The following is a 22,144-nucleotide window of genomic DNA, read 5'->3' on the forward strand; positions in this document are numbered from 1 at the left end:
TATTAATGCCCAAATGGCAAATGCCGGTAAGGGTAAAATAAGTGGTAAGGTTACCGATGCTGTTAGTAAACAGCCGGTTGACTATGCCACGATATCGCTATTTAAACAAGGCAGCACAAGCCCGTTCAACGGAATGAGTACTGATCCTAAAGGAAACTTTTCTTTGGATAATATTACCGCTGGTGATTACAAACTGACCATTGACTTTTTAGGCTATAAACGCCATACTATAGAACATGTAATTGTTACCGATGGTGGTAACCTGGCTTTAGGCAATATTTTGTTAGAGCCTGTTCAAAACCAATTAAAAGGGGTAGATATTGTTGCCAAAGCGCCGATTATTGAAAACCGGATCGATAAAATGGTTTACAATGCGGCTAATGATCTAACAGCGCAAAGCGGGGCGGCTATTGATGTATTAAAGAAAGTGCCCCAGGTTACTGTAGATATTGATGGTAATGTAGAGCTGCAGGGCAACGCCAATATCCGTTTCCTTATAAACGGTAAACCAAGCAGTATTTTTGGCGCAAGCCTGGCCGATGCATTACAAGCTATACCCGGCAGCCAAATAAAAAGTATTGAAGTAATAACCAGCCCGGGAGCTAAGTATGACGCAGCAGGTACGGGTGGTATTATTAATATTATATTAAAAGACAGCAAGGTACAGGGTATAAACGGCAGCGTTAACCTTACCGCGGGCACCAGGCAGGAAAACGGATCGCTAAACTTAAATGCGCGTAAAGGTAACTTTGGGGTAAACGCCTTTTTTAGCGGCAATGCCATGCTTAACTCAACTGTGCTAAGCACTAACAACCGTAGATCAACCAATACCGCCGGTGATGTAACCCGCCTGTTTCAGAATGGCAGCAGCGACTCTAAAAGAAGCGGCTATCAATCGGGGATAAATTTTAACTGGAGTATTACGCCTAAAGATGAATTGACCGCCTCTGTTGGTTTTGATCATTTTGGTAACCATAACAGCGGCTTAACTAATCAACAGCAAACCATAACCGATGGAGCCGACAATATACTTTCAGATATTTTAAGCCTGCGTAATTCTGATAGTAAATTCAGTGCTTACTCAACAGATTTGAGCCTGGATTATAAAAAGACATTTAAAAAAGAGGGCCAGGAGCTTGAAGTGTTGGTTACCACCAGCAACAGTAAAAACACATCAAACTATTTTCAGCAGCAGGATTATTTAAACAACGATGCCGTAACTACGGGTATCAGGGGCAACAACCCGGGTAACGATAGGGAAACCAATATATCTGTAGATTATACGCACCCTGTAACCAAAACTTTTACCATTGAAGGTGGTGCAAAAGCGGTATTAGAAAATTTAAAGAACGTTACCAAAACAGATACCTTGCTGGCCGATGGCTCATATATTAATAATGCCGATCAAAGCTACGCGTTCAATTACAAACGTAATATCTACGCTGTTTACCTGTCAACTTCGGCATCGTTATTTAAAAACTTTTTAGATGTTAAACTTGGGCTGCGTAACGAGTACACTACTACAAGCACCGATTATGGCGGTGTGGTAATTCCGGGTTACAACACCCTGGCCCCATCGGCTGTTATATCACATAAAATTAGCCCTACGCAAAGCGTTAAGCTAAGCTACTCTTACCGCATCGAGCGGCCGGACTATGGTGAGATAAACCCTTTCTATAATATCAGCGACCCTAACAACATTAGCACAGGTAACCCTAATTTAAAACCCGAAAAAAGTAACAGTTTTGAGTTAGGCTACAACCAGTCGTTTAATAGCGGCGCCAATTTTTATATAGGTAGTTTTTACCGTCGCAACAACGATGATATACAGCAGTTTACAACCCCTTATGATGTTTTAACCATTAACGGTAAGGAGTATACAAACGTGCTGCTTAGTCAGCGTGCCAATTTGGGTACGCAAACAAGTATTGGGGGTAATATTTTCGCATCGGTACCTGTTACGAGCAAGCTAAACCTGCGTAGCAATATCTTTTTAGTGAGCCGAAATAATAATGCCCCGGGCATTAACAATATTACTGCATTTCAGTATCGGGTTAATTTGAACGCCAGTTACCAGTTTCCGTCTAATTTTATGGCCGAGGCTTTTGGTAATTACAATTCTTCAACGCGTACCTTACAGGGTACCCGCCCCAAATTTTTCTGGTACAATATTGCTGTACGCAAGCAGTTTTGGGATAAAAAAGCCAGCATTGGTTTAGTAGCAAGTAACCCCTTTAGCAAGTACATTGACCAATACTCAACCACATCGGGCCCTACGTTTAACCAGTCAAGCTTAAGGCAATTGCCGTTCCGCTCGTTTGGTATAACGCTTAGCTATAAATTTGGCAAGCTGGAGTTCTCGAAGGATAAAGGCAAAGAAGGACGCGAAGAGGGCGATCAGGGTATGCCAAACGAGCCTGCAGGCAAGTAATTTTAAAAACAATCTGCCGTTAAATAGTATTATAATAATGATATTAAGCATTATCATTATGAATGCTGCAGGCAAACATTATAAATTCATAAACAGTAAGACTGGGTATGTAATTTTCTATTCATCATTAAAAAAAGATCTGAGCCCCGATGAGGCAAAGGCCGAGCTGGACAAAATAAAAGCACAGGTTGCCGCTAAAAACTGCATTTACCAGGAAACCATTTATTGGGAAGAAATGAAGGATGAGTAGATATAATACTCCTCATCTATTTATTTCGCGGGAAATAGTGCAGACAGCCGGTTATTCGGGGGATAAAATCTTGAACAATATTCAAGATGCTGACGATCCCTCCGCATAAGCTTGCCTTATACTTTCGTTTGTATACTACAACATAGTTTTTAAGCAATGGCGTTGCCTTTGGCCGGGCTTTACACTCATACGCCTGCTGGCCTTGGTCACGGGCAGGTATCCGTTCCACTCCCTAACGCGGAATGTTTTTTAGAAAATTTTTCCATTTGCACTATTCTGCTGAATATCAGTATATTTATATACCAATTATAAGCGGGTTATACCCCCGTTTTTTATCGTATTAAATATCTCACAGTATGAAAAAGCTTTTTTTAATGTTGTTTGCAGTCGCGTGCTTTAATGCCGCGTTGCATGCCCAGGTTGCGCCTGTAAAAAACGAGGGCACTATAAAAAATGTAGTAACCCGGCTTCAAACGCTATCAACAGACAGGGTAATTGAAAAAGCGTACTTACATTTCGATAAGCCTTATTACAACCCCGGCGATACCATCTATTTTAAAGCCTATGTAACCGCAGGCGAGGGTCACGAGCTATCGAAAATTAGCGGTGTGCTGCATGTTGACCTTGTGAGCAAGAACGATTCCATTATGCAATCGCTGATATTGCAGCTAAAAAACGGGCTGGCCTGGGGCGATTTCGCGTTACCTAACTACTTGTCGAAAGGTAATTACAGGGTGCGGGCATATACACAGTGGATGCAAAACGCGGGGAATACTTATTTCTTTAACAAAACAATTGGGGTTAATGGTAAAAGTATAGCACAGCTATCCCAGGCAAAAGCCGCCGATAATAAAACCGATGTGCAGTTTTTCCCTGAAGGAGGTATGCTTGTAGCAGCGGTGCCCAGTCGCATCGCTTTTAAGGCGGTGGGCAGTAATGGCATGGGTGCCTATATAAGAGGCATTGTAGTTGATAATAATAATGTAGCTGTTGCTAAGTTCACGTCCACGCACCTGGGCATGGGGCAAGTATTTATTACGCCCGAAGATGGCAAAACTTACAAAGCCAAAGTAACATATCCGGATGGATCAACAAATACGATTGACCTACCAAAAACCGAGGCAAAGGGCATGTCGCTATCTGTTAACAACAGCGACCTGAATAAGCTATCAATAGATATCAACGCCAACAAGCCCTATTACTTAGAGAATAAGAACAAAGAAGTATCGGTGGTTATTTATTCGGCAGGGATTGTAAAAACCGTAAAAACGGTATTAGATAACCAGGTAATAGGTTTCGATCTGCCAAAAAAAGACCTTAAATCGGGCATCACCCAAATTACCTTGTTTTCGGAAAGCGGGATGCCGTTAAGCGAGCGCCTGGTATTTATACAAAATGCCGATGAGCTTACCTTTACCGTGAACAGTGATAAAACAACCTACGCGACCCACGATAAGGCCCATATCACACTTAACGCTAAACTACCGGAGAATAAGGCATCGGTAGGGAATTTTTCGGTATCGGTTATTGATGAAAGTAAAGTGCCCGCAAATGAGGATAAAGAAAGCTCGATATTTTCAGATCTGCTGCTTACCTCAGATCTGCGTGGTTATGTTGAACAGCCCGGCTATTACTTTAATAATGTAAACACCGATACCCGCAACAACCTTGATATTTTAATGCTTACCCAAGGCTATCGCCGTTTTCAATGGAAAGAACTTTTAAATGAACCCATCGCCCCAATTGCCTATAAGCCGGAGTTTGGCATGCAGTTAAAGGGTACAATGGTAACTAAGGCGGGAGCGCCGGTACCAAATGAAAAGGTTACCCTTATGCTACCTGCAACCGGGCAAAGTACAACGATAACAACAGATGCTGCCGGGAAGTTCAGTTTCACCAACATGGAATATGTAAACGGAACCCAGTTTTTGTTAAATATCGAAAATAAATCACTTCAGAATAAAGCAAAGATCCGGTTAGATGAAACCAATACAGCGCTACCCTTAAGCGCTAATAATTCGCCCGAAGGTAAGGTGGGCGAAAAGCTACCCGAATATACCGCCGCAATTGCCGACCAGCCCAATACTGTTGGTTCAAGAGTCTTGAAACCTGTTTATGTAAAAGAAAAATCAAATTATAAAACAGCAAGCCTTGCAGGTGCCGGCAATGCCGACCAGGTAATATTTAACAAACAGTTTAAAAATCATCCCACACTTTCGCAAGGTTTAACCGGTATAGCCCGCAATATGTATTTTAGTTATGGCAAAGCCTATTTAAGAACAAATACTGCAACAGCGGGCGGGGAAACAGTGGTAGAGCCCATGATGATAGTTGTTGATGGTGCAATTACTTCGGGGGATATTGATAATATACCCCCCGGGGATGTAGAATCGGTTGAAATTTTAAAAGGCGCAAATGCTTCCATTTATGGCCAGGGTGCAGGTGCAGGCGTAATGATTATCAATACCAAACGTGGGGGTGATACGGGTGAAATAAATAAAGAAATGACGCCCGGGCTGGTATCAATTACGCCACAAGGATTTTACCGGGCACGTGAGTTTTATTCGCCGGTTTACGATGCGGTAAAAAAAGGCCCTGCAGAAGGGCAGACAACAATATTTTGGAAACCTAACCTAATAACCAATGAGGCGGGCAACGCCGCGTTCGATTATTTAAACGACGGCCCTGGCCAGTATCGTATCATAATTGAGGGTATTGATAATGGCGGGAATATAGGCAGGGCGGTTTATAAGTATAATGTACAGTAAGCTATTTACTTATCAGGTATACTTTGGCCAATACCTTATGACGGGTGGCATGGTTTACAAATGCGGGTAAAATGTTTTCCTGCGGATAATCGGTAAAGGTTTTAATGATCTTAAAATCAGCATGGGTATTTGTAAGTTGATCCAGCATGGGTTGGCTTACAAAAAAGATGGCCCTGCCTGTTGGCTTAAATGCGTTAAAATCTTCGGGAGAGATAAAGTCAACGGGTTTGTTACTATAAAACTGGAACATGTTGTTTGCCATCCTCAGCGAGTAAATATGGGCGTCGTTAAATTCGGGCCGGTTAATATACTTGCCCGCGCTTACCTGGCCGCTATATGACGCTATAGTTGGGAAAAGAACGGTGTTTAAATAAAAGTTGGCAAATAACACCGCGCAACAGGTAAGCATAAAAACCCGATAAGCAGGTGCCCTTACTTTTATAATAATGAGCGCGGCCACCAATCCAAACAATATACAATCAATTACAAACAGCAGGTTAGATACAGGTTTAAGATAAATGTGTATCACAATAATAACTACCGGCAGTAATACCGCAAATATCAGCAGCACTATTTTTCGGTAATATTCGCCGGCACGGCTTAGCTGCTTAAAGCAATAGGGTGCGGTTATTATGGCAAACAACGGAAACAATATATTGGTATAAAATGGTAGCTGAAAACGCGAAAGAGAGAACAATACCAGCAACAGCAAGCCACCGCTTAAGGTGTAATACTCTGGCAGGTTAACCTTTTGCCAGATGTTTTTTAAGCTTTTATAAACAGCATAGTAAAATAGCAGGCACCAGGGTAAAAACGCCCATAACATGGTATGTATAAAAAAGGACGGATCGCCGGATGCTTTTTGTTTAATAGGGCCATTGTTTACAAAACGGCCAAACTGGCTATCCCACAAAAACCAACGGATCCCGCTTACATTATGCCTGTCAAAAACGGTTTTTTCGGGGTGCAGATCAAACTGTATGTAAAGCGCATAAAACTCGGGCAGGGTAAAAACAAAGGTAAGCAGGTACAACAACAGCCATTTGCCGTAAAATATATGCAGAAACTTTTTCTGATAAATAAGCTGACCCAGCAAGCTGCCGTAAATAGCCACTATCACAAACACGCCCTTGGTCATGATAGCGCATGCTGTAAGCAGGGCGGCTAATAGCAAATGTTTAACCACCGGCTTATCGTTATAGCGGGCAATATGATAAATGCTGCCAATTAGCAGGCCCATTAAATAAGGCTCGGCCCTTACATCAAGGTTTGATAGAATGATGTGCTGGGCCGTAATCAATATTAAAACAGCAGTCAGGGCAATTTCTTTAGTGTAAAACCTACGGGCAAACAGGTAAGTATAAAGCGCGCTCAGCAAAAAGAATAGCAGGGCTGGCAGCCGGTATGCCCAAACACTTACGCCAAACAATTTAAAACTTGCCATAGCAGCCCAAAAGGGGAAGTGTGGTTTATCCAGCCAGTCGCGGTTGTAAGTAAATAGCTGTAGCATATCGTGCTTGTACAGCATGTTTTTGGAAATAGACGCGTAAAGCCCGGGGTCGTCGGTAAAAAAATCGGTAGTAATACCAACAAAACTAACCAACAGTGCCAGTATAAATAGTAACAGGTAAAAAGGCTTATAATTATTGGTCATCCCGACACAAATATAAGTTTAATGGGGGCGAAAACTTATCAGGTAATTTCATAAAAAAACCCCCGCCTTTCGGCAGGGGCCAAAAACTCACAACAATTGTTTAACCTTTCGGTCAATTCCTAACTGCAATGCGAGCTCTACTTATATAACGTGCTGAAAGCGTGAAAGTTTTATTGCCCTGAACTCATTAAGTAAATTTTTCAAATGTTTTAGGTTAATTCATTTATCTTTATTGCAAATAAACCACAAGTAATACTATCATGAAAAAAACTATTCAATTAAAAGCGGCTGCGCTGTTTGCATTCGCTATGCTGTTTTCGGTTATTACATTTGCGCAAGATAAGCCAGTTGCAAGTCCACGCGATAGCGTAAGCGGCAAAATTAACGGTGCTACAATAAGCATTAATTATGGCAGCCCATCGGTAAAAGGCCGTAAAGTATTTGGCGAATTGGTACCTTTAGATTCGGTTTGGCGTGCCGGTGCAAACGAGGCCACTGTGTTTACAACCAGTAAAGATATTACCGTACAAGGCAAAAAACTGCCTGCAGGTACTTATAGCTTTTTTGTTATACCAACTGCAACCACCTGGACAGTTATTTTTAACAACGTAGCCAAACAATGGGGCGCTTACAAGTACGATAAAACGAAGGATGCTTTGCGTGTAACCGTTACGCCTGTAAAATCTGCAATGAACGAGCGTTTGGTTTATAAAATAAACGCAAAAGGTTTCTCATTAAACTGGGATAAACTTTCGGTACCGGTAGCTGTAAAATAATTGTTGGCTACTAAAAATATAAAACCCTGGCTATGCCGGGGTTTTTTGTTGGGCTATATTAAAATAAAGAGCAATATTTGCCGGTATTTTAACATTATATTTACCACCATACATGCAAAAACAGCAAGGTAAGGCTTTTATAAAAAGAGGGTTAATTATACTCGCCCTTATATTGGCTGTTAACTTGTTAATGGTATTTGCAGACCATCCGCAGGCGGTTGAAAAATATTACTCCGAGGGGCTTTACCTGTTTGTTTGCCACGTACTCCATCCTGTATTTAATATCTTCCCGTTCAGCTTTGGCGATGTAATATACTTAATAGTAATAGGCTATATTATATATGCACTAATAAGGCTTATCGCATTATGTTTTAAAAAGAAATTTATGCAGGCCGGCATTTTTACTGCCGGCATTGTAATTAGTATAATGGCGGGTGTATTAATGTTTTACCTGTTTTGGGGATTGAATTATTTTCGCCCGTCGGCAGGGGAGCGATTAAACCTGCGCGATAGCACCTTCACTACTGCCCAACTGCAAAAGGTAACTGCCATACTTATTGATAGTGCAAACGCCAGCAGGGCCAGGGTTACACCGCAGGACTTAAAGCAAGGCAACGATTCTATTTATAAAACGGCTATCAGAGCGGTGCTTAAACTTTCGGGCACATCAAAAGAATATCAAACCCATAGCCCGGAGATAAAACCCTCATTACTTACCCCCTTACTTAACTACATTGGCACATCTGGCTATTACAACCCCTTTACCAGCGAAGCACAGATCAATTACCAGATGCCGGTGTTTAACCGCCCTTTTGTAGCCTGCCATGAAATGTCGCACCAGATGGGTTACGGTGCCGAGGATGAAGCAAATTTTGTAGGCTTTGTGGCCGCTATTGGCTCGCGCGATAAATTGTTGCGCTACTCGGCCTATAACCTGGCGGTTAACGAGTTTATGCATACGGTGCGGTATACCGATACCGTGCTGTTTAAACAACTAAAAACACAGATCTCCCCAGCAGTTTTGGCCGATTTTAAAACCGAACGCCTTTATTGGCTCTCGTACCAGAATAAAATAAACACTATTACAAGTGTGTTTTACGATAACTTTTTGAAGGTGAACAATCAACCCCAAGGATTGGAGACCTATAACCGCATGGTATTGCTGGTGATGGCTATGTACAGGAAGCAGATCTGAGAAAGCCTCCTGCTGCGCAAAGAGGAAAAGAAGAGGTTGCATTGCCGTTGGCTTTAGCCAAAATTGATAAAGCGGTATTTGGCTAAAGCCATTTTTAGGCGTTTGCTATTCCGTCCCTTGAAAGGGACGGCAATGATATGCTTAGCAAGTAATTTATTCACCCCGACATCGCAGTGATGAAGATGAGATAGATGCCAAATCCCGGCGAATAAGAGTGTCTCCTGCCAAAAGAACTTGACAAAAAAAAGTGCGTTCCGTATCTCACCCCGGAACGCACACAACATCATTCAAATAATGTTGATCAACTAAACCTCAGATAACATGTTTTATTACCTAAGTTCTTTATGCAATCCATTGCGGGTTGCTTATTAATTCTTTAATGTATTCTTTATGTGTAAGTTACAGAGCAATAAGTGTTCCTAAACTTTTTAAAGTTTAATTAGGCGGCAAAGATACGTGCTGAAAAGCTGTCTTTATAACATTATATGTTATAAGTCGCTTCAAATACATAAATGTTACATAAATATGTTTGTTTATTTTTTAACTTATACGCATCATTTTTCCATAGTGCTACAGCGCCTATTGTATTATTAATATTGGCTATTGTTAAAAATAGTGAGGCAGCATGGACTATATTATAGACAGTTTTTGCTAAACTGTTTTTAATAAGGGTTTTAGTGGTTTATCGGTTTAGCGAAAATGGCTTTTAGCGGATAGTTTTAATGGAGAAAAGTTTAATTTAAATTATAAACATTAATATATCGTTTTGAAAAAATTATTCACCCTGTTTTTACTTTATATGTTAGGCGCTAATGTTAACACACAGGCGCAAAAATCCTCAACTAGCGATATTAACCGGTATAAACAGCAGGCTAAGGCAGTTACCATTATACGTGATAATTATGGTGTGCCGCATATTTACGGCCAAACAGACGCTGCAGTAGTTTTTGGCTTAATGTACACCCAATGCGAAGATAATTTTAAAGGTATTGAACGTAATTACCTTTATCAGCTGGGCAGGCAAAGCGAAGCCGACGGTGAAAACCGCCTGTTTGAGGATGTACAACTCCAGCTTATAGCCGATAGCGCCGATGCTATAAAGGATTATAACCAAAGCCCGCCGTATTTTAAAAAGCTGATGGATGCTTTTGCCGATGGGATAAATTATTACTTATATAAACACCCCGAGGTAAAGCCACTTGTATTTACGCGTTTTAAGCCCTGGTATGCTTTAATGTTCACCGATGGCAGTGTAGCTGCTACCGAAACCGGAGGGATCTCTCCACGTGAAACACAGGCGTTTTATACCGCCGATAATAAAACAGGATCGGTTTACAAATCAAAGCCGCTTATAAAAGACGATGAGGAAAGGGAGATAGGATCTAACGGGTTTGCTATTGCGCCCTCGCGCTCTGCATCGGGCCACGCGCTGCTTTACATTAACCCGCATGTGCCTTTTTATTTCAGGAGCGAAGTGGGGCTGAACAGCGAGGAAGGGTTACGTGCTTATGGCGCTGTTACCTGGGGGCAGTTCTTCATTTATCAGGGCTTTAACAACCATTGCGGATGGATGCATACCAGCAGCTATGCCGATGTGGGCGACCTGTATGCTGAAAAAATGACTGAAAAGGATGGCAAATGGTTTTATGAGTATGATGGGAAGCTTAAACCGGTAATTATCCGCAAGCTTAAATTGAATGTAAAACAGGGCGATAAATATAGTCAGCGCGATATAACAGCTTACTATACCCACCATGGCCCGGTAATAGCAAGCAGGGATGGCAAATGGCTGGCGCTGAAACATAATAACCGTTCCTATAACGCCCTGCTGGAATCGTGGCTTATTACCAAAGCAAACAACATGGCCCAATATAAAAAAGCGATGGGCTTGCTAGCCAATACCAGCAATAACACTGTTTATGCCGATGATAAGGGCAACATTGCTTTTTGGTATGGTAATTTTATGCCTAAGCGCGATGCTAAACTTAACTGGAACCTCCCGGTTGATGGCACCAGTCCCGCTACAGAATGGAAGGGTTTGCACGGGGTAGATGAAGTAGTACATGTATATAACCCGACAACCGGTTACATACAAAATTGCAATTCCACGCCGTTTACATCATCGGGTGCTGCCAGTCCTGATAAAACCAGATATCCTGCCTACATGGCACCCGATGGTGAAAATTATAGGGGGATTACTGCTATAAATTTATTAAGTAATGCAAAAGATATCACCTTAGATGGCCTGATAGCGAAAGGTTATGACAAGTACCTGGCTGCTTTTGACGATCTGCAGCCTTCGTTATTTGCCGCTTATGATAAAGCGCCGGATAGTGTTAAGGCAAAACTTGCAGAACCCATAGCCTTATTAAAACAATGGGACAGGCACACTTCTGCATCATCAATAGCTACCACTATAGCTATAGACTGGGGTACATTAATGTTTCGGGCTATTACCCCTGCAAAACCCGGCGAAGGCAGTTACCAGGTACAAAGGGTTAAAGAAATGCTGCAAACCTTGCCGGCAAGTCAACAGCTGGAGTTTCTTAATACCGCTTTGCAAAACCTGCAGAAAAAATTTGGCACCTGGAAGATGGCCTGGGGTGATATAAACCGATACCAGCGACCGGCGGATGGGGTAACCTTTAGCGATGAGCTACCAAGTTTGCCTGTGGGGGCAACCTCATCGCAATTTGGGCAGTTGCCGTCATTCGTGAGTCGTACTATGGAAACCAATAAGCGTTACGGATATTCTGGTAATAGTTTTATCGCTGCGGTTGAATTTGGGCCAAGGGTAAAAGCAAAAACCATTATAACGGGCGGCCAATCGTTTAACGCAGCGTCTAAACATTTTACAGACCAGGCACAGGGGTATATTAACGGCGAATTTAAAGACGTGCTTTTTTATAAAGAGGATGTGCTGAAGCATGTCGAAAAAAGCTATCACCCCGGGCAATAGTGAGCTATTAAATATTATATTTGCTTTACCCTAAGTAAATGAAAAAGTACTGTTTAGTAGTATTACTGTTTTGCCTTTGCCTAAAAAGCTACGGGCAAAGTATTTCTTTTTTCGACCTTACCAATTTGACCAATCTTAGCGATGGGCAGGCGCATACCTATTTAACCCTGGGGAAGGTTTTTAAGCAACGGTACATACAAGAGATAGACGGGAAAAAGATTGAACGTTTCCGTTCGATATCTAACAAGGTTAAGGAGCAAAGCATCACAATAGGTGAAAATGCCAAGCTATCTAACGGTACAATTTTGCGCACGGTAACCTATGATACTGCCGACCCGCGGCATATTGTTAATTTAATTGCCCAGGCCCGCAGGTCAAAACTAATTATGAAGTTTCAGGGGCAGGATGCCTACAACAACATCTATAAGTTTGATAACGATTTTTACTTTATTACCATGACGATAAGCGCTACCGAAAACAAAGGCCAGGTAGTGATTAAACAAAAAGAATTTATAGAGTATTGATCTTAGAGCTTCTAATTTTTTAGAAAAAGAATGGGCCTTTTCCTTCAACTTACACACCTCTATAAAATGTAAAAAATCCCCGACATTAGCCAGGGATTAGTAAAAGGTTGGATCTTATTTGCTATTTCCCGATCAAAGCCGGGTCAAATACGCTTTTATCTATAGGTTGGTTGGCTTTTATATCCTGGTAAGTTTCGGTTTGCAGCAGCTTATCGTTAATAATAAACTTGCAGAATGTTTCGCTCCAGGCGCCTCCTACCAGTTTGTGCTCTTCAAAAGTGGCCTCCATTTTGCCATGTGGGTCATATTTAAAATAACGTACGGCCACCAATTTTTCTTTATCTATCCATAGCTGGTTTACTTTCTCATCGTCGGTTGCCGCGCCTAAAACATATACGGCCTTGCCTTTCCAGGTGCTTTCGTGGGCTTTAGTCAGGTCGAAATGCAGTTCGTTAAAGTGGGTGAAAACCTGGTCAAGCGGTTTAAAATACATCCCGCCTAAAAAGAATATCAGCTCGTTCTCGTCCTTAGCGGCACGCACCACCTTATTATTGCGGAAACTGTAAGAAGAATCGCCCCGGTAAATAACGCCGTTCCCGCTTTTTTCATCGCCAAAATCAATCCGCAGCATATCGGGGTAAACAATACGCTCGTGCCAGGTATCATTTTTTATCAGGCTATCGTTACGGTAGCGGCCGGTGGTTTGTGTAAATGTTAATGAGGTATGCCATTTGCCATGATAGCGGCTATACATTTTTTTAATTACATCGGTAGAGCTTAACTGCTTTGGCGGGGTAAAACCCCATACCGAAATTAGGATAATAGCGGAGGTGATGATAGATAATGGGTGTTTCATAATAAGCGGTGTTTATTAGTTAGATCGATATTCTCAAATGCTAAATTTAACCGGTCACATTATATTTATACATAATATCTGACCTTAAAACGTATTTAATACCATTAATCAGCTTTTCGCCTTCGTGGCGCAGGCTGTGTTCAAAAATAAGTGCTGTGCCTTTTTTAGGTGATACGAATTCACCAGAGTGAAATTTAGTTTGCCCTCCTTCATAGTCATCATTCAGGTAAATCATGAAGGTATAATAACTAAACTCTGTTTCATTGCGCTCATAACGGCCATCCCGGTGCATCTTAAACCGCTGACCCGGGCTATACTTATAAAAACGAAACAGCTCATTAAGGCCTATCGCGTAACTATTGCCTATCTCCGGTTTAATGTAAGCTTTTAGTCGTTCCCAAAATACTGTTGCATAAGTAGGGTCTTCATATAATATCCTTTCATTGTCGCGGATCATTTTCATTATAGTTTGGCCACCGTCGACATTTACTTTGGCTTCCGCAAACCCAATGGCTTCGCTTTTTGCAATCAATTCATCGCATTCTTCGTCGCTCAGAAAATTATCGATGAGGTAGATCTCGGAGGTTTCATTGATGTTGTTCACAATGCAGTTTAATTAGGCTGTTAGTTCTTCGTAAGCAGCAGTAAGGCCGCGTTGTATACCATCGCCCTGCCAATCGGTTACACCCGGTATCGCGGTAGCGCTTAAAATTTGTTCTTTGGTTTTGCCGGCCTTTATGCTGCTATCAACAAAAGCCACCAATTTTTCCATGAAGTTTTGCATAGCCTTAAGATCGTCTATAGTACCGGTAACTTTTACCGGGTCAAATGCATGGCCGTATACAAATATGGTGTCCTTATTAAATTGCTTTTGTGCCGATTCTAACGCTACTATCCAATTTCTGCATGATGCACCCGCGCTTCTATCAATGTACGGATACATGCGGTTAAATACCTGGTCGCCGCAATGTACTACGTTAGCGTTTTCAAAATGGATAAAACTATCGCCATTGGTGTGGCCCGGGCCAAAATAATGCGCGCTTATCTGTTCGTCGCCTACCTTAACTTTCCAGTTGGTGGTATAAGTAATATCCGGGTAAAGCTGTTTGTCTTCCGATTTTTGTTTCGCGGCGCTTGCCTTTTGGTTTGTTAACGAATTGGCATGCGCCGCAACGTTTTTTACCAGCCCTTTAAAAGAAATGTTGCCACTGGTATGGTCGCCGTGGTGGTGGGTGTTTATCAGCCATTGAAAAGGCTTGTCCGATTTCTTTTTCAACTCGCTAATCAAATGCGTTGCCGGGTCAGGGAATTCCGCATCAACACAAACAATACCTTCCTTATTCACCATCCAGATAATGGTGCCGCCTTGTTCTGTAAAGATCCCCACGTTGTTGCGTAAGGGGGTAAGTTTATAGTCGGGCGCAGCCAGTATAGCGGCTAAACTTTTATTCCCTAAAAAAGACAGCGAACCCGCTGTTAAAGCAGTGTTTATTAAAAATTTACGACGTTCCATATGGGTGCTATTTTTCAGTAAGTTGTGTGTCTAAAGTTAAAGTTATTTATACTTAAAGGCTTAATTTTAGTCGTGTTATGTTAAACATATTATTAAATAATGCTGATTACTATTTCATCATCATTTACTCTTACCAATGCAATTTCGGGGGTGTTTTCGGGTGTTAAAACAACCTCTTTATTCAAGGCTTTTGAAAGCCCCTTCATATAAAGCATTAAACAATGATGGTCATTTATAGACCTGATATCCATTGGCGTGATATCATTTTCAATAAAAGATTCCGCAAAAAAGTAAGTTTTAATTTCAATGGTATCCAAGAATACTGATGCACTTAAACATTCCTCTTGTATCCCATCCCAATAGTTAACAACTTCTTTTAAATCTATCTGCTTTTTTGTAATGGGGGACACATAGTTATTAAACAATACGTTATAATTTTCGTTTACCAAATTTGCCCATTTTTGCCAATCTTCAATATTTGTATTGAAAACACAAATATCGCGTAATGATCCATCCTTAAAATAAATGTTCTCTTCAAGTTCTTGCCAGCTTTCCATCTACCAAATCAATACTGATGAAACGCCTGCGACACAAACTCCAATACGTTTGGTAACGATGCCCGCCAGTATGTCCAGTTATGGGCCCCATCACGTACGCGGTATTCATGTGGGATCTCTTTCTTACGCATCAGGTTATGCACTAAGCCGTTGCCTTCGTATAAAAAATCGTCATCGCCAATATCCATAAACCAGCGCACAGCTTTCTTTTGGTCATCTGGTATGGCATTCACTAAAGCCAATACGCTATAGCGGTTGTAATAGTTGCTTATGGTGCTATCCGGCAGGTTAGGCGTGTTTTTGCTGATAGCAGCCTTTGCGTCATCCAGACTCAAAAACCCCGTAGAAGCACTCAACGGGCAAGCCGATGAAAACATCTCCGGGTGATGCAAAGCATACACAAAGCTACCGCCGCCACCCATGCTCAGGCCTGCTATTGCGCGGTAACGCTTATCGCTTTTTATGCGGTATTTTTTCTCTACAAAAGGCACCAGTTCGGTAAAAAAGAAATCTTCATAGTTCCAGTCGCCTTTAATATCGTTGTAATAACCACGCCTGCCGGTATTAGCATCGGGCATAACAATTATCATGGGCGTAGCAATGCCATCACGAATGGCTTTATCGGTAATGTTAAGCACCTCGCCAAACTGCACCCAGCCGGTTTGGTCGTCGCCCCCGCCATGCAGCAAGTATAGCACCGGGTAACTGCGGCCGCTGGTTTCATAATCGGGCGGCAGGTAAATGGCATATTTGCGCTCGCTTTTTAGTGTTTTACTGTTAAGCGTTAAATTATCATATACCTTACCGGTTTGCGCGAACAACACAACGGGGCAAAGCATCAGCAGTACAAGGGCTAATTTTTTCATGAAGGTTTAATTTGGTTAAGCAACAGGGGTTATTGCCGGTTGGCTAAATTTAGAAATAAAATTTAAAGTTTGCGAGGGTGGTGGAGGTTGATTTTTGGTGCTATGTATGTGTAGATTTTACCGATTGTTTTGATTGCACCGATAATAGCGTTGCCTGCGGCCCGGGCTCATACGCGCACAGGCATTAGGCGCAACCCTAACGCAGGGAATGCCCTCTTTGTCATGCTGAACATCGTGAAGCATCTAATCGCCGACATGCAATTTCGATAGGCAAAGTTCGCTATTAGATCCTTCGCTATCGCTCAGGATGACAAGTAGAGAAAGGTGTGAGCTTCCTCCACCGTCGGCAAAACAGCTTCGGGCGAAAGCGGGAAGAACGATGGTGGCCTTGTGCGCGGTAGGGGCATAGGAAATTTTGCTGAAGCGAGGGCCAATGAGCGAACGCAGTGGGGAAAAAGATTCCAGCCCGTGGTTCTGCCCGATTTGCAGGGCAAAGGCCTTGTGCGGCAAAGAAGCCTTTTTGCCGACTTGATTTTTTGTTACTTTTTGATCAAACAAAAAGTAAAAGCCCTCCGCGGCAATTGAGCGGGCCAATTAATAGTAGTACACTAAGCATGAGAGATGCAGAGTTGGAAGGCATGGTGTAAAAGATTTCTCCTCGTACCTCGTTCGAAATGACAGCATGGTTTTGTAAGGCGTCATTACAATGACCTTCCGTTTTAGCTCTTCACAAACATTTTTACCCCAATACCCAATTTATACCCGCATCTCATTAACTTTACCACCCAATGCAGCAATCACCAACCGCCGATAAAACCAAATGGCTTTACCTTTTTATAGGGTTGGCCGTTCTGCTCAACTTCAGTGGCTTATTTATCCCCATATTGGGCCCCGACGGTATGCTGTACGCTGTTATTGCCAAAACTATGGTGCAGCGTAACGACTATGTACAACTATTTGTACATAACGCCGACTGGCTGGATAAACCGCATTTTCCATTTTGGGTAACTGCCTTTTCGTTTAAGTTATTTGGCTTTACTACCTGGGCTTATAAGCTCCCCGGCATCCTGTTTATGCTGATGGGTGCGGCTTACACCTACCTGCTGGCAAAAGAGCTTTATAACAGGCAGATCGCCTTATGGTCGGTACTGATATTGCTTACTTCGCAACACATCATCCTGTCCAATAACGATGTACGTGCCGAGCCTTATTTAACCGGGTTAATTATAGCATCGGTATATCATTTTTATAAAGCATATACCCGTAAAAGCTTTGGGCAACTGGTACTGGCATCGTTGTTTGCTGCCTGTGCTATCATGACAAAAGGGATGTTCGCCCTGGTACCTATTGGTGGCGCAATTGTGGGCCATTTAGCTATTACCAAACAATGGAAACAGCTTTTTAACCTGCGCTGGCTAGTGGCTGCGGTGCTGATATTGATATTTATCCTGCCCGAAATTTACTGCCTGTACCAGCAGTTTGATGCCCACCCGGAAAAGGTGGTGTTTGACAGGCAAGGCGTATCGGGTATCAAATTCTTTTTTTGGGATAGCCAGTTTGGGAGGTTTTTTAATACCGGCCCCATTAAAGGCCACGGCGACCCCAGTTTTTTTGTGCACACTACCTTATGGGCTTTTTTGCCCTGGTCCTTAGTGTTGTTCGCGGCTATATGGCACTTTATCAAAACAGGCATCAAAGATGTACAGAACCGCGAGTGGCTTTGCATCAGCGGGGCCTTACTTGCGTTCCTGCTATTTTCGGCTTCAAAGTTTCAATTACCGCATTATCTGAATATTGTGTTCCCGTTCTTCGCCATAATTACCGCGCAGTATTTAGCGGGTTTGCAGTCGGATAAGACTATAAAAACCATTAGGGTTGTGCAAATAGGGGTAGTGGTTGTTTTATTACTGGCGATAGGAGCCTTACATTATTTTTTTAAACCAGAGGTGTTTTCCTGGCACATGGCGTTCGCTTTGTTCATATGGCTTGGGGTGCTGCTTATCCTTCCCGGTAATTTTGTCAATACAGATTATCGGCAAACTGCTTTCCGTACATTGATAGTGGCTTTTGTGGTGAATGTATACCTTAACTTTTCATTCTATCCGTCCCTGTTAAAATACCAGGCCGGGAGCGAGGCCGCTGTCTGGATAAATAATAATAACCCAACAAACCTGCCGGTAGTGCAAAGTTGGGAGGACGCGAATTACCCAATGGAGTTTTACCTAAACCAGCCCATAATTGTAGTGGGCGAAGATGGCAGTGGAAAATTACCCACAGCACCTTTTATATTTTACGGCCCCGCTACCGTAGCATCATCATTTACTGCAAAAGGGTATAAAGTAGAGCATCTGGCATCCTTTCAGCGCTATTGGGTATCACGTCTAAAACCCGCCTTCCTGAACAAAGCCACACGCGATAAACTGGTAACCAATATGGAGGTGGTCAGGGTAACTAAATAACCCTGCCCATCAACGGATCGGAGAAGCCGGACTTGCCTGTTTCTACCCGGCCTGCATATCGTTGCTCAAAACTATCATAACCATGCACTTTTATACTGAAATCGTACCAGTTATGGTTTTTGCTTAGGTCGATCTTCATGGTTTGTGGTGCAAAACTTTCCCGCTGTATGGTCATTCGTTTTGTCCCGGTTTTGTACGAATTGTCGATCACCTCAACCGTTAAGGGCGCTACGCTGCCAAACAGCGAGAAGGTTAGCACAACATTGCCGGTTAGTTTCTTGTTTGCCATTTGGTAAGCAAAATCTACCATAAGCCCGGGGTCTTTAACGTTGCCTTTAAATGCGCGGTAAAAGCCATTTGGGCCGTAGGTGCGCAGGTAGTAGTTGTTGTTTTCAAACTCGTTTAGCGGCCAGGTATCTGTAATTGTATCACCGACTTTGGCAGCATAGCTCCAGGTGCGTACCGCTTCCATTTTCTGCGGATCGTTAAGCGACGCGTATTTACCCGGCGCATAAACATTAAAGGGTGCGCCAACAGCCCCGTCGCCAAAAACGTTATTGCCCGCTTTAAACCTGATCTCGAAGGCGGTTTTGTCTTCATTTAACCGGCCATCAGCATAAAGCTCGTAAGGCAGGGCGCATGATGGTTTTATGCCCGGTTCCTGCTTTGGCATGTAGGGAGATGCCGAGGGGTGCTTTTTGATCAGCGCGATATCGTCGGCAGATAATAATTTATAATCGGTAGGGAGCTTCTTAAATTGTGCCTTATGGATCCCCTCTGCCGATGCTTCTTTGTTCAAAAATTTAAGGGGTGCCAATTTCTCGCCATTGTACGGCCTGAATACCGAGGTTAAGTCCCCGCAAACGGTTCGCCGCCAATCGCTGATATTGGTTTCTTTAATTTTCTTGCCGGTTTTTTCAGTAATGAACTTTTCAAGAAATTGCAGACTCGATGTATGATCGAAAACCTCCGAGTTTACAAACCCACCCCGGCTCCATGGCGAGGCAATGATCATCGGTACCCGGTAACCCAGTCCGATCGCGTTTTCGCGGTCGTAATTATTGGGGAATCCTTTGCGTTCTTTTTCTTGTTCTGAGGTTACAAACTCAACGCGCGTATCTATCCCTTCAGATACCTTTCCGGTGCCGTTTTTGTGCGAATGAGGGGCGGTAAAAGGCGGTATATGGTCAAAATATCCGTCGTTTTCATCGTAGGTTAATATGAAAATGGTTTTTTTCCAAACCTCGGGGTTATGGGTAAGTATATCCAAAACTTCCGACAGGTACCAGGCCCCATACCACGGTGCACCCGGATGGTCGGAGAAGTTTTCTGACGCGGTAAGCCAGGATACCGTTGGTAATTTACCTGTTTTTACATCCTGCCTAAACTGGAGCAGCACATCTCCTTTTGGTATCTGCATTTCGCGATGGATGCCATTGTCGTTGTATTTTAACGTGGTCAATTTGTGGTAATTAGGGTCAGCTTCATTGGTGGTAAAGGCTTTAAAGTGCAGGCTTTTTTCGCGTGGGGTAAGCTTGTCAAACGCGCCGGGTTCTAAAATAGCCTTGTTGTTATTAATGCCATCCAGTTCGTCTTGTAGTTGTTTTAGCTGCTTCTTAAGCTTTACCCGGCTGGTATCACCGGCAGGCAGATTATCCAGTTTTGCCTGTGTATCAGTAATTTGCTTTGGTAATACGGTTAGCTGCCTTTTTAAATGTGCAATGTGCTTATCGTGCAGCTTAACATTATACTGTTTAAAAAATTCCAGGTTGTTATCGGTAAAGTTGGATAGCCATGCATCTTCCTCGCCTTCAAAGCCAACACCAACCGAGATCTCGTTTTGGTAGCATTTCCAGCTTATGCCATTGTCTTCCAAACGCTCGGGGAAGGTGGTCCAGTCAAGTGTCTCAAAATCAGCATCCTCGTTCCACACATTTGGACGCGAGTTTTCATTTTGCTCCTTACGGATGGTACCGCTCCACAAAAAATGGCGGTTAGGGGTAGTGCCGGTTAACGACGAGCAAAAATGCTGATCGCAAACGGTAAAAGCATCTGCCAGGGCGTAGTTAAAAGGGATATCCTCGCGTTTATGAAAGCCCAGGGTTAAGGGCATATCCTTGTACTCTTCATTGCCCGACCGTTTTTCGTTTAGCCATTGGTCAAACTTGCCATCGTTGCGGGCATTTACCTGGTTGTTCCAGCTATGCGGCAACGAATTCATCCAGGTAGAACGCGTGTTTTTTATATCAAGATGGAACGGCGCGTAGGTTTCGCCCTTTTTGTTAGATTGCAACCAAACCGGGTTTTTGTTTGGCAGATCAATAACACGCGGATCATTAAAGCCCCTCACGCCCTTCAACGAACCAAAACAATGATCGAAAGAGCGATTTTCCTGCATCAATATTACCACATGTTCGGCATCTGCCCAGGTGGTGCCCGGGGCGGGGTTAATTGCCATTGCCTTTTGAATAGAAGCGGGTAATATATTAGCCATACCGGCCGCGCCGGTAAGCATTGCCGCTTTTTTAAGGAAATCTCTGCGTGTATCTGACATGGTGCTAAATTATAAAACCTGCTTTAACTGGCTGTATTGTTTGGTAACGTTTGTATTATGTTATTGTAAACTGAGCTTATAAAGCAAAAGTGTTTCGCTCTCGGGCGTGGTTACTAAACCTGTGCGCGTAAAACGACATCTTTCTAGTAAACGCTGTGAGCGTAAATTATCTGTTGTTGTTGTGGCATATAAAGCATCAAGATCATAATTTTCCTGTATATGCGTCAATGATGCAATGCTGGCTTCATAGGCTAAGCCTTGGCCTTCAAATCCCGGCAGATAGGCAAAACCCAGGTCGGGCTTATCCAAATAATCGCGTTTAAAAAGGCCGCACATACCAATGGGCTGTTGGCTGTCTTTTAAGGTAACCAGCCACGCGCCATAGCCATATTTATTATAATTGGTTAAAGGGCCGTTCAGGATATAGTTTACCGCATCCTCACGGCTGTTAATATTTCGGTCGCCAATAAATTGTTTCCAGGCGGGGGTGTTCAGCAGTTCAAAAATGAAGGCATCATCACTGAGGTTAAAGCGGCGCATATTAAGGTTGGCAGACTGGAAAAGCATAGTATTCATTAACGACTAAGCTATGAATTTTAAAATATTCAACCAAAAGGACGATAGCAAACGGGACACAATATTTAACCACAGAGCGCACAGAGTTTTCACAGAGGTCACGGAGATTAAAAACTCTGTGACCTCTGTGCATTGCCAATACTGCAAATTTCTGTGCCCCCTGTGGTTAACAATATACTGTCTATCTTAAATCGGCAAAAGCCTTG

At 42.8% G+C, this 22,144-nt stretch carries 17 protein-coding genes; 8 read left to right on the top strand and 9 right to left on the bottom strand.

Annotated features, from left to right (window positions below):
• The first annotated feature begins 13 nt into the window (after positions 1 to 13).
• The 3 genes from NPE20_RS19820 to NPE20_RS19830 all read left to right on the top strand — a co-directional run bounded on the left by NPE20_RS19820 (position 14) and on the right by NPE20_RS19830 (position 5,449).
• Positions 14 to 2,431: a TonB-dependent receptor domain-containing protein gene (locus tag NPE20_RS19820; protein ID WP_256540442.1), complete on the top strand. Its 2,418-nt coding sequence runs from the start codon at positions 14 to 16 to the stop codon at positions 2,429 to 2,431.
• A 37-nt stretch (positions 2,432 to 2,468) separates the two neighbouring features.
• Positions 2,469 to 2,681 carry a hypothetical protein gene (locus tag NPE20_RS19825; protein ID WP_256540443.1) on the top strand — a complete coding sequence of 71 codons (213 nt, stop codon included), beginning with the start codon at positions 2,469 to 2,471 and terminating at the stop codon, positions 2,679 to 2,681.
• 356 nt (positions 2,682 to 3,037) lie between these two features.
• Positions 3,038 to 5,449, top strand: a complete 2,412-nt coding sequence (locus NPE20_RS19830) for an MG2 domain-containing protein (RefSeq protein WP_256540444.1) — start codon at positions 3,038 to 3,040, stop codon at positions 5,447 to 5,449.
• A gap of 1 nt (position 5,450) precedes the next feature.
• Here NPE20_RS19830 and NPE20_RS19835 read toward each other — a convergent pair whose 3' ends face one another.
• Positions 5,451 to 7,103 (bottom strand): ArnT family glycosyltransferase, encoded by a 1,653-nt coding sequence (locus tag NPE20_RS19835; RefSeq protein ID WP_256540445.1) that lies wholly within the window; start codon positions 7,101 to 7,103, stop codon positions 5,451 to 5,453.
• A 260-nt stretch (positions 7,104 to 7,363) separates the two neighbouring features.
• Between NPE20_RS19835 and NPE20_RS19840 the strand changes: the two genes are divergently transcribed.
• The 4 genes from NPE20_RS19840 to NPE20_RS19855 all read left to right on the top strand — a co-directional run bounded on the left by NPE20_RS19840 (position 7,364) and on the right by NPE20_RS19855 (position 12,557).
• Entirely contained in the window at positions 7,364 to 7,879 is a 516-nt protein-coding gene (locus NPE20_RS19840) for a DUF2911 domain-containing protein (protein ID WP_256540446.1), read from the top strand.
• Between the two features lie 112 nt (positions 7,880 to 7,991).
• Positions 7,992 to 9,074: a DUF3810 domain-containing protein gene (locus tag NPE20_RS19845; protein WP_256540447.1), complete on the top strand. Its 1,083-nt coding sequence runs from the start codon at positions 7,992 to 7,994 to the stop codon at positions 9,072 to 9,074.
• Between the two features lie 766 nt (positions 9,075 to 9,840).
• Entirely contained in the window at positions 9,841 to 12,033 is a 2,193-nt protein-coding gene (locus tag NPE20_RS19850) for a penicillin acylase family protein (protein WP_256540448.1), read from the top strand.
• Between the two features lie 38 nt (positions 12,034 to 12,071).
• Complete coding sequence (locus NPE20_RS19855) at positions 12,072 to 12,557, top strand: hypothetical protein (protein ID WP_256540449.1); 486 nt, start codon at positions 12,072 to 12,074, stop codon at positions 12,555 to 12,557.
• Between the two features lie 121 nt (positions 12,558 to 12,678).
• Here the strand turns inward: NPE20_RS19855 and NPE20_RS19860 are convergent, their stop codons facing one another.
• From NPE20_RS19860 to NPE20_RS19885, 6 genes are all read right to left on the bottom strand, one after another.
• Entirely contained in the window at positions 12,679 to 13,413 is a 735-nt protein-coding gene (locus NPE20_RS19860) for a LolA-like protein (RefSeq protein WP_256540450.1), read from the bottom strand.
• A gap of 46 nt (positions 13,414 to 13,459) precedes the next feature.
• Positions 13,460 to 14,017, bottom strand: coding sequence for a 2OG-Fe(II) oxygenase (locus NPE20_RS19865; protein ID WP_256540451.1), 558 nt, complete (start codon positions 14,015 to 14,017; stop codon positions 13,460 to 13,462).
• Positions 14,018 to 14,029: 12 nt separating this feature from the next.
• Complete coding sequence (locus NPE20_RS19870; protein WP_256540452.1) at positions 14,030 to 14,926, bottom strand: MBL fold metallo-hydrolase; 897 nt, start codon at positions 14,924 to 14,926, stop codon at positions 14,030 to 14,032.
• 92 nt (positions 14,927 to 15,018) lie between these two features.
• Positions 15,019 to 15,483 carry a hypothetical protein gene (locus NPE20_RS19875; protein ID WP_256540453.1) on the bottom strand — a complete coding sequence of 155 codons (465 nt, stop codon included), beginning with the start codon at positions 15,481 to 15,483 and terminating at the stop codon, positions 15,019 to 15,021.
• A gap of 8 nt (positions 15,484 to 15,491) precedes the next feature.
• Positions 15,492 to 16,349 (bottom strand): alpha/beta hydrolase, encoded by an 858-nt coding sequence (locus NPE20_RS19880; RefSeq protein WP_256540454.1) that lies wholly within the window; start codon positions 16,347 to 16,349, stop codon positions 15,492 to 15,494.
• Between the two features lie 243 nt (positions 16,350 to 16,592).
• The gene (locus NPE20_RS19885; RefSeq protein WP_256540455.1) at positions 16,593 to 16,907 is read right to left on the bottom strand and encodes a hypothetical protein; all 315 of its coding nucleotides are present in this window, start codon (positions 16,905 to 16,907) and stop codon (positions 16,593 to 16,595) included.
• Between the two features lie 230 nt (positions 16,908 to 17,137).
• On the opposite strand from NPE20_RS19885, the gene NPE20_RS19890 reads away from it, so the two are divergent.
• A complete protein-coding gene (locus tag NPE20_RS19890; RefSeq protein WP_256540456.1) occupies positions 17,138 to 18,808 on the top strand; it encodes an ArnT family glycosyltransferase in 1,671 nt (556 codons plus the stop codon).
• On the opposite strand, the gene NPE20_RS19895 is transcribed toward NPE20_RS19890, so the two are convergent.
• Positions 18,801 to 21,362 (bottom strand): phosphocholine-specific phospholipase C, encoded by a 2,562-nt coding sequence (locus NPE20_RS19895; protein WP_256540457.1) that lies wholly within the window; start codon positions 21,360 to 21,362, stop codon positions 18,801 to 18,803. The two genes, NPE20_RS19890 and NPE20_RS19895, sit on opposite strands and share 8 nt — an antisense overlap.
• 60 nt (positions 21,363 to 21,422) lie before the next feature.
• A complete protein-coding gene (locus NPE20_RS19900) occupies positions 21,423 to 21,938 on the bottom strand; it encodes a GNAT family N-acetyltransferase (protein WP_256540458.1) in 516 nt (171 codons plus the stop codon).
• Positions 21,939 to 22,144: the final 206 nt, after the last annotated feature.

It is taken from the genome of Mucilaginibacter aquariorum (assembly GCF_024498135.1).
Classification (GTDB): Bacteria; Bacteroidota; Bacteroidia; order Sphingobacteriales; family Sphingobacteriaceae; genus Mucilaginibacter; species Mucilaginibacter aquariorum.

Excerpts from the sequence above, each read along its gene's own strand:
- NPE20_RS19820 (WP_256540442.1), top strand. The coding sequence starts at position 14 with ATGGCAAATGCCGGTAAGGGTAAAATAAGTGGTAAGGTTACCGATGCT.
- NPE20_RS19825 (WP_256540443.1), top strand. The coding sequence starts at position 2,469 with ATGATATTAAGCATTATCATTATGAATGCTGCAGGCAAACATTATAAA.
- NPE20_RS19830 (WP_256540444.1), top strand. The coding sequence starts at position 3,038 with ATGAAAAAGCTTTTTTTAATGTTGTTTGCAGTCGCGTGCTTTAATGCC.
- NPE20_RS19835 (WP_256540445.1), bottom strand. The coding sequence starts at position 7,103 with ATGACCAATAATTATAAGCCTTTTTACCTGTTACTATTTATACTGGCA.
- NPE20_RS19840 (WP_256540446.1), top strand. The coding sequence starts at position 7,364 with ATGAAAAAAACTATTCAATTAAAAGCGGCTGCGCTGTTTGCATTCGCT.
- NPE20_RS19845 (WP_256540447.1), top strand. The coding sequence starts at position 7,992 with ATGCAAAAACAGCAAGGTAAGGCTTTTATAAAAAGAGGGTTAATTATA.
- NPE20_RS19855 (WP_256540449.1), top strand. The coding sequence starts at position 12,072 with ATGAAAAAGTACTGTTTAGTAGTATTACTGTTTTGCCTTTGCCTAAAA.
- NPE20_RS19860 (WP_256540450.1), bottom strand. The coding sequence starts at position 13,413 with ATGAAACACCCATTATCTATCATCACCTCCGCTATTATCCTAATTTCG.
- NPE20_RS19870 (WP_256540452.1), bottom strand. The coding sequence starts at position 14,926 with ATGGAACGTCGTAAATTTTTAATAAACACTGCTTTAACAGCGGGTTCG.
- NPE20_RS19875 (WP_256540453.1), bottom strand. The coding sequence starts at position 15,483 with ATGGAAAGCTGGCAAGAACTTGAAGAGAACATTTATTTTAAGGATGGA.
- NPE20_RS19880 (WP_256540454.1), bottom strand. The coding sequence starts at position 16,349 with ATGAAAAAATTAGCCCTTGTACTGCTGATGCTTTGCCCCGTTGTGTTG.
- NPE20_RS19890 (WP_256540456.1), top strand. The coding sequence starts at position 17,138 with ATGCAGCAATCACCAACCGCCGATAAAACCAAATGGCTTTACCTTTTT.
- NPE20_RS19895 (WP_256540457.1), bottom strand. The coding sequence starts at position 21,362 with ATGTCAGATACACGCAGAGATTTCCTTAAAAAAGCGGCAATGCTTACC.
- NPE20_RS19900 (WP_256540458.1), bottom strand. The coding sequence starts at position 21,938 with ATGAATACTATGCTTTTCCAGTCTGCCAACCTTAATATGCGCCGCTTT.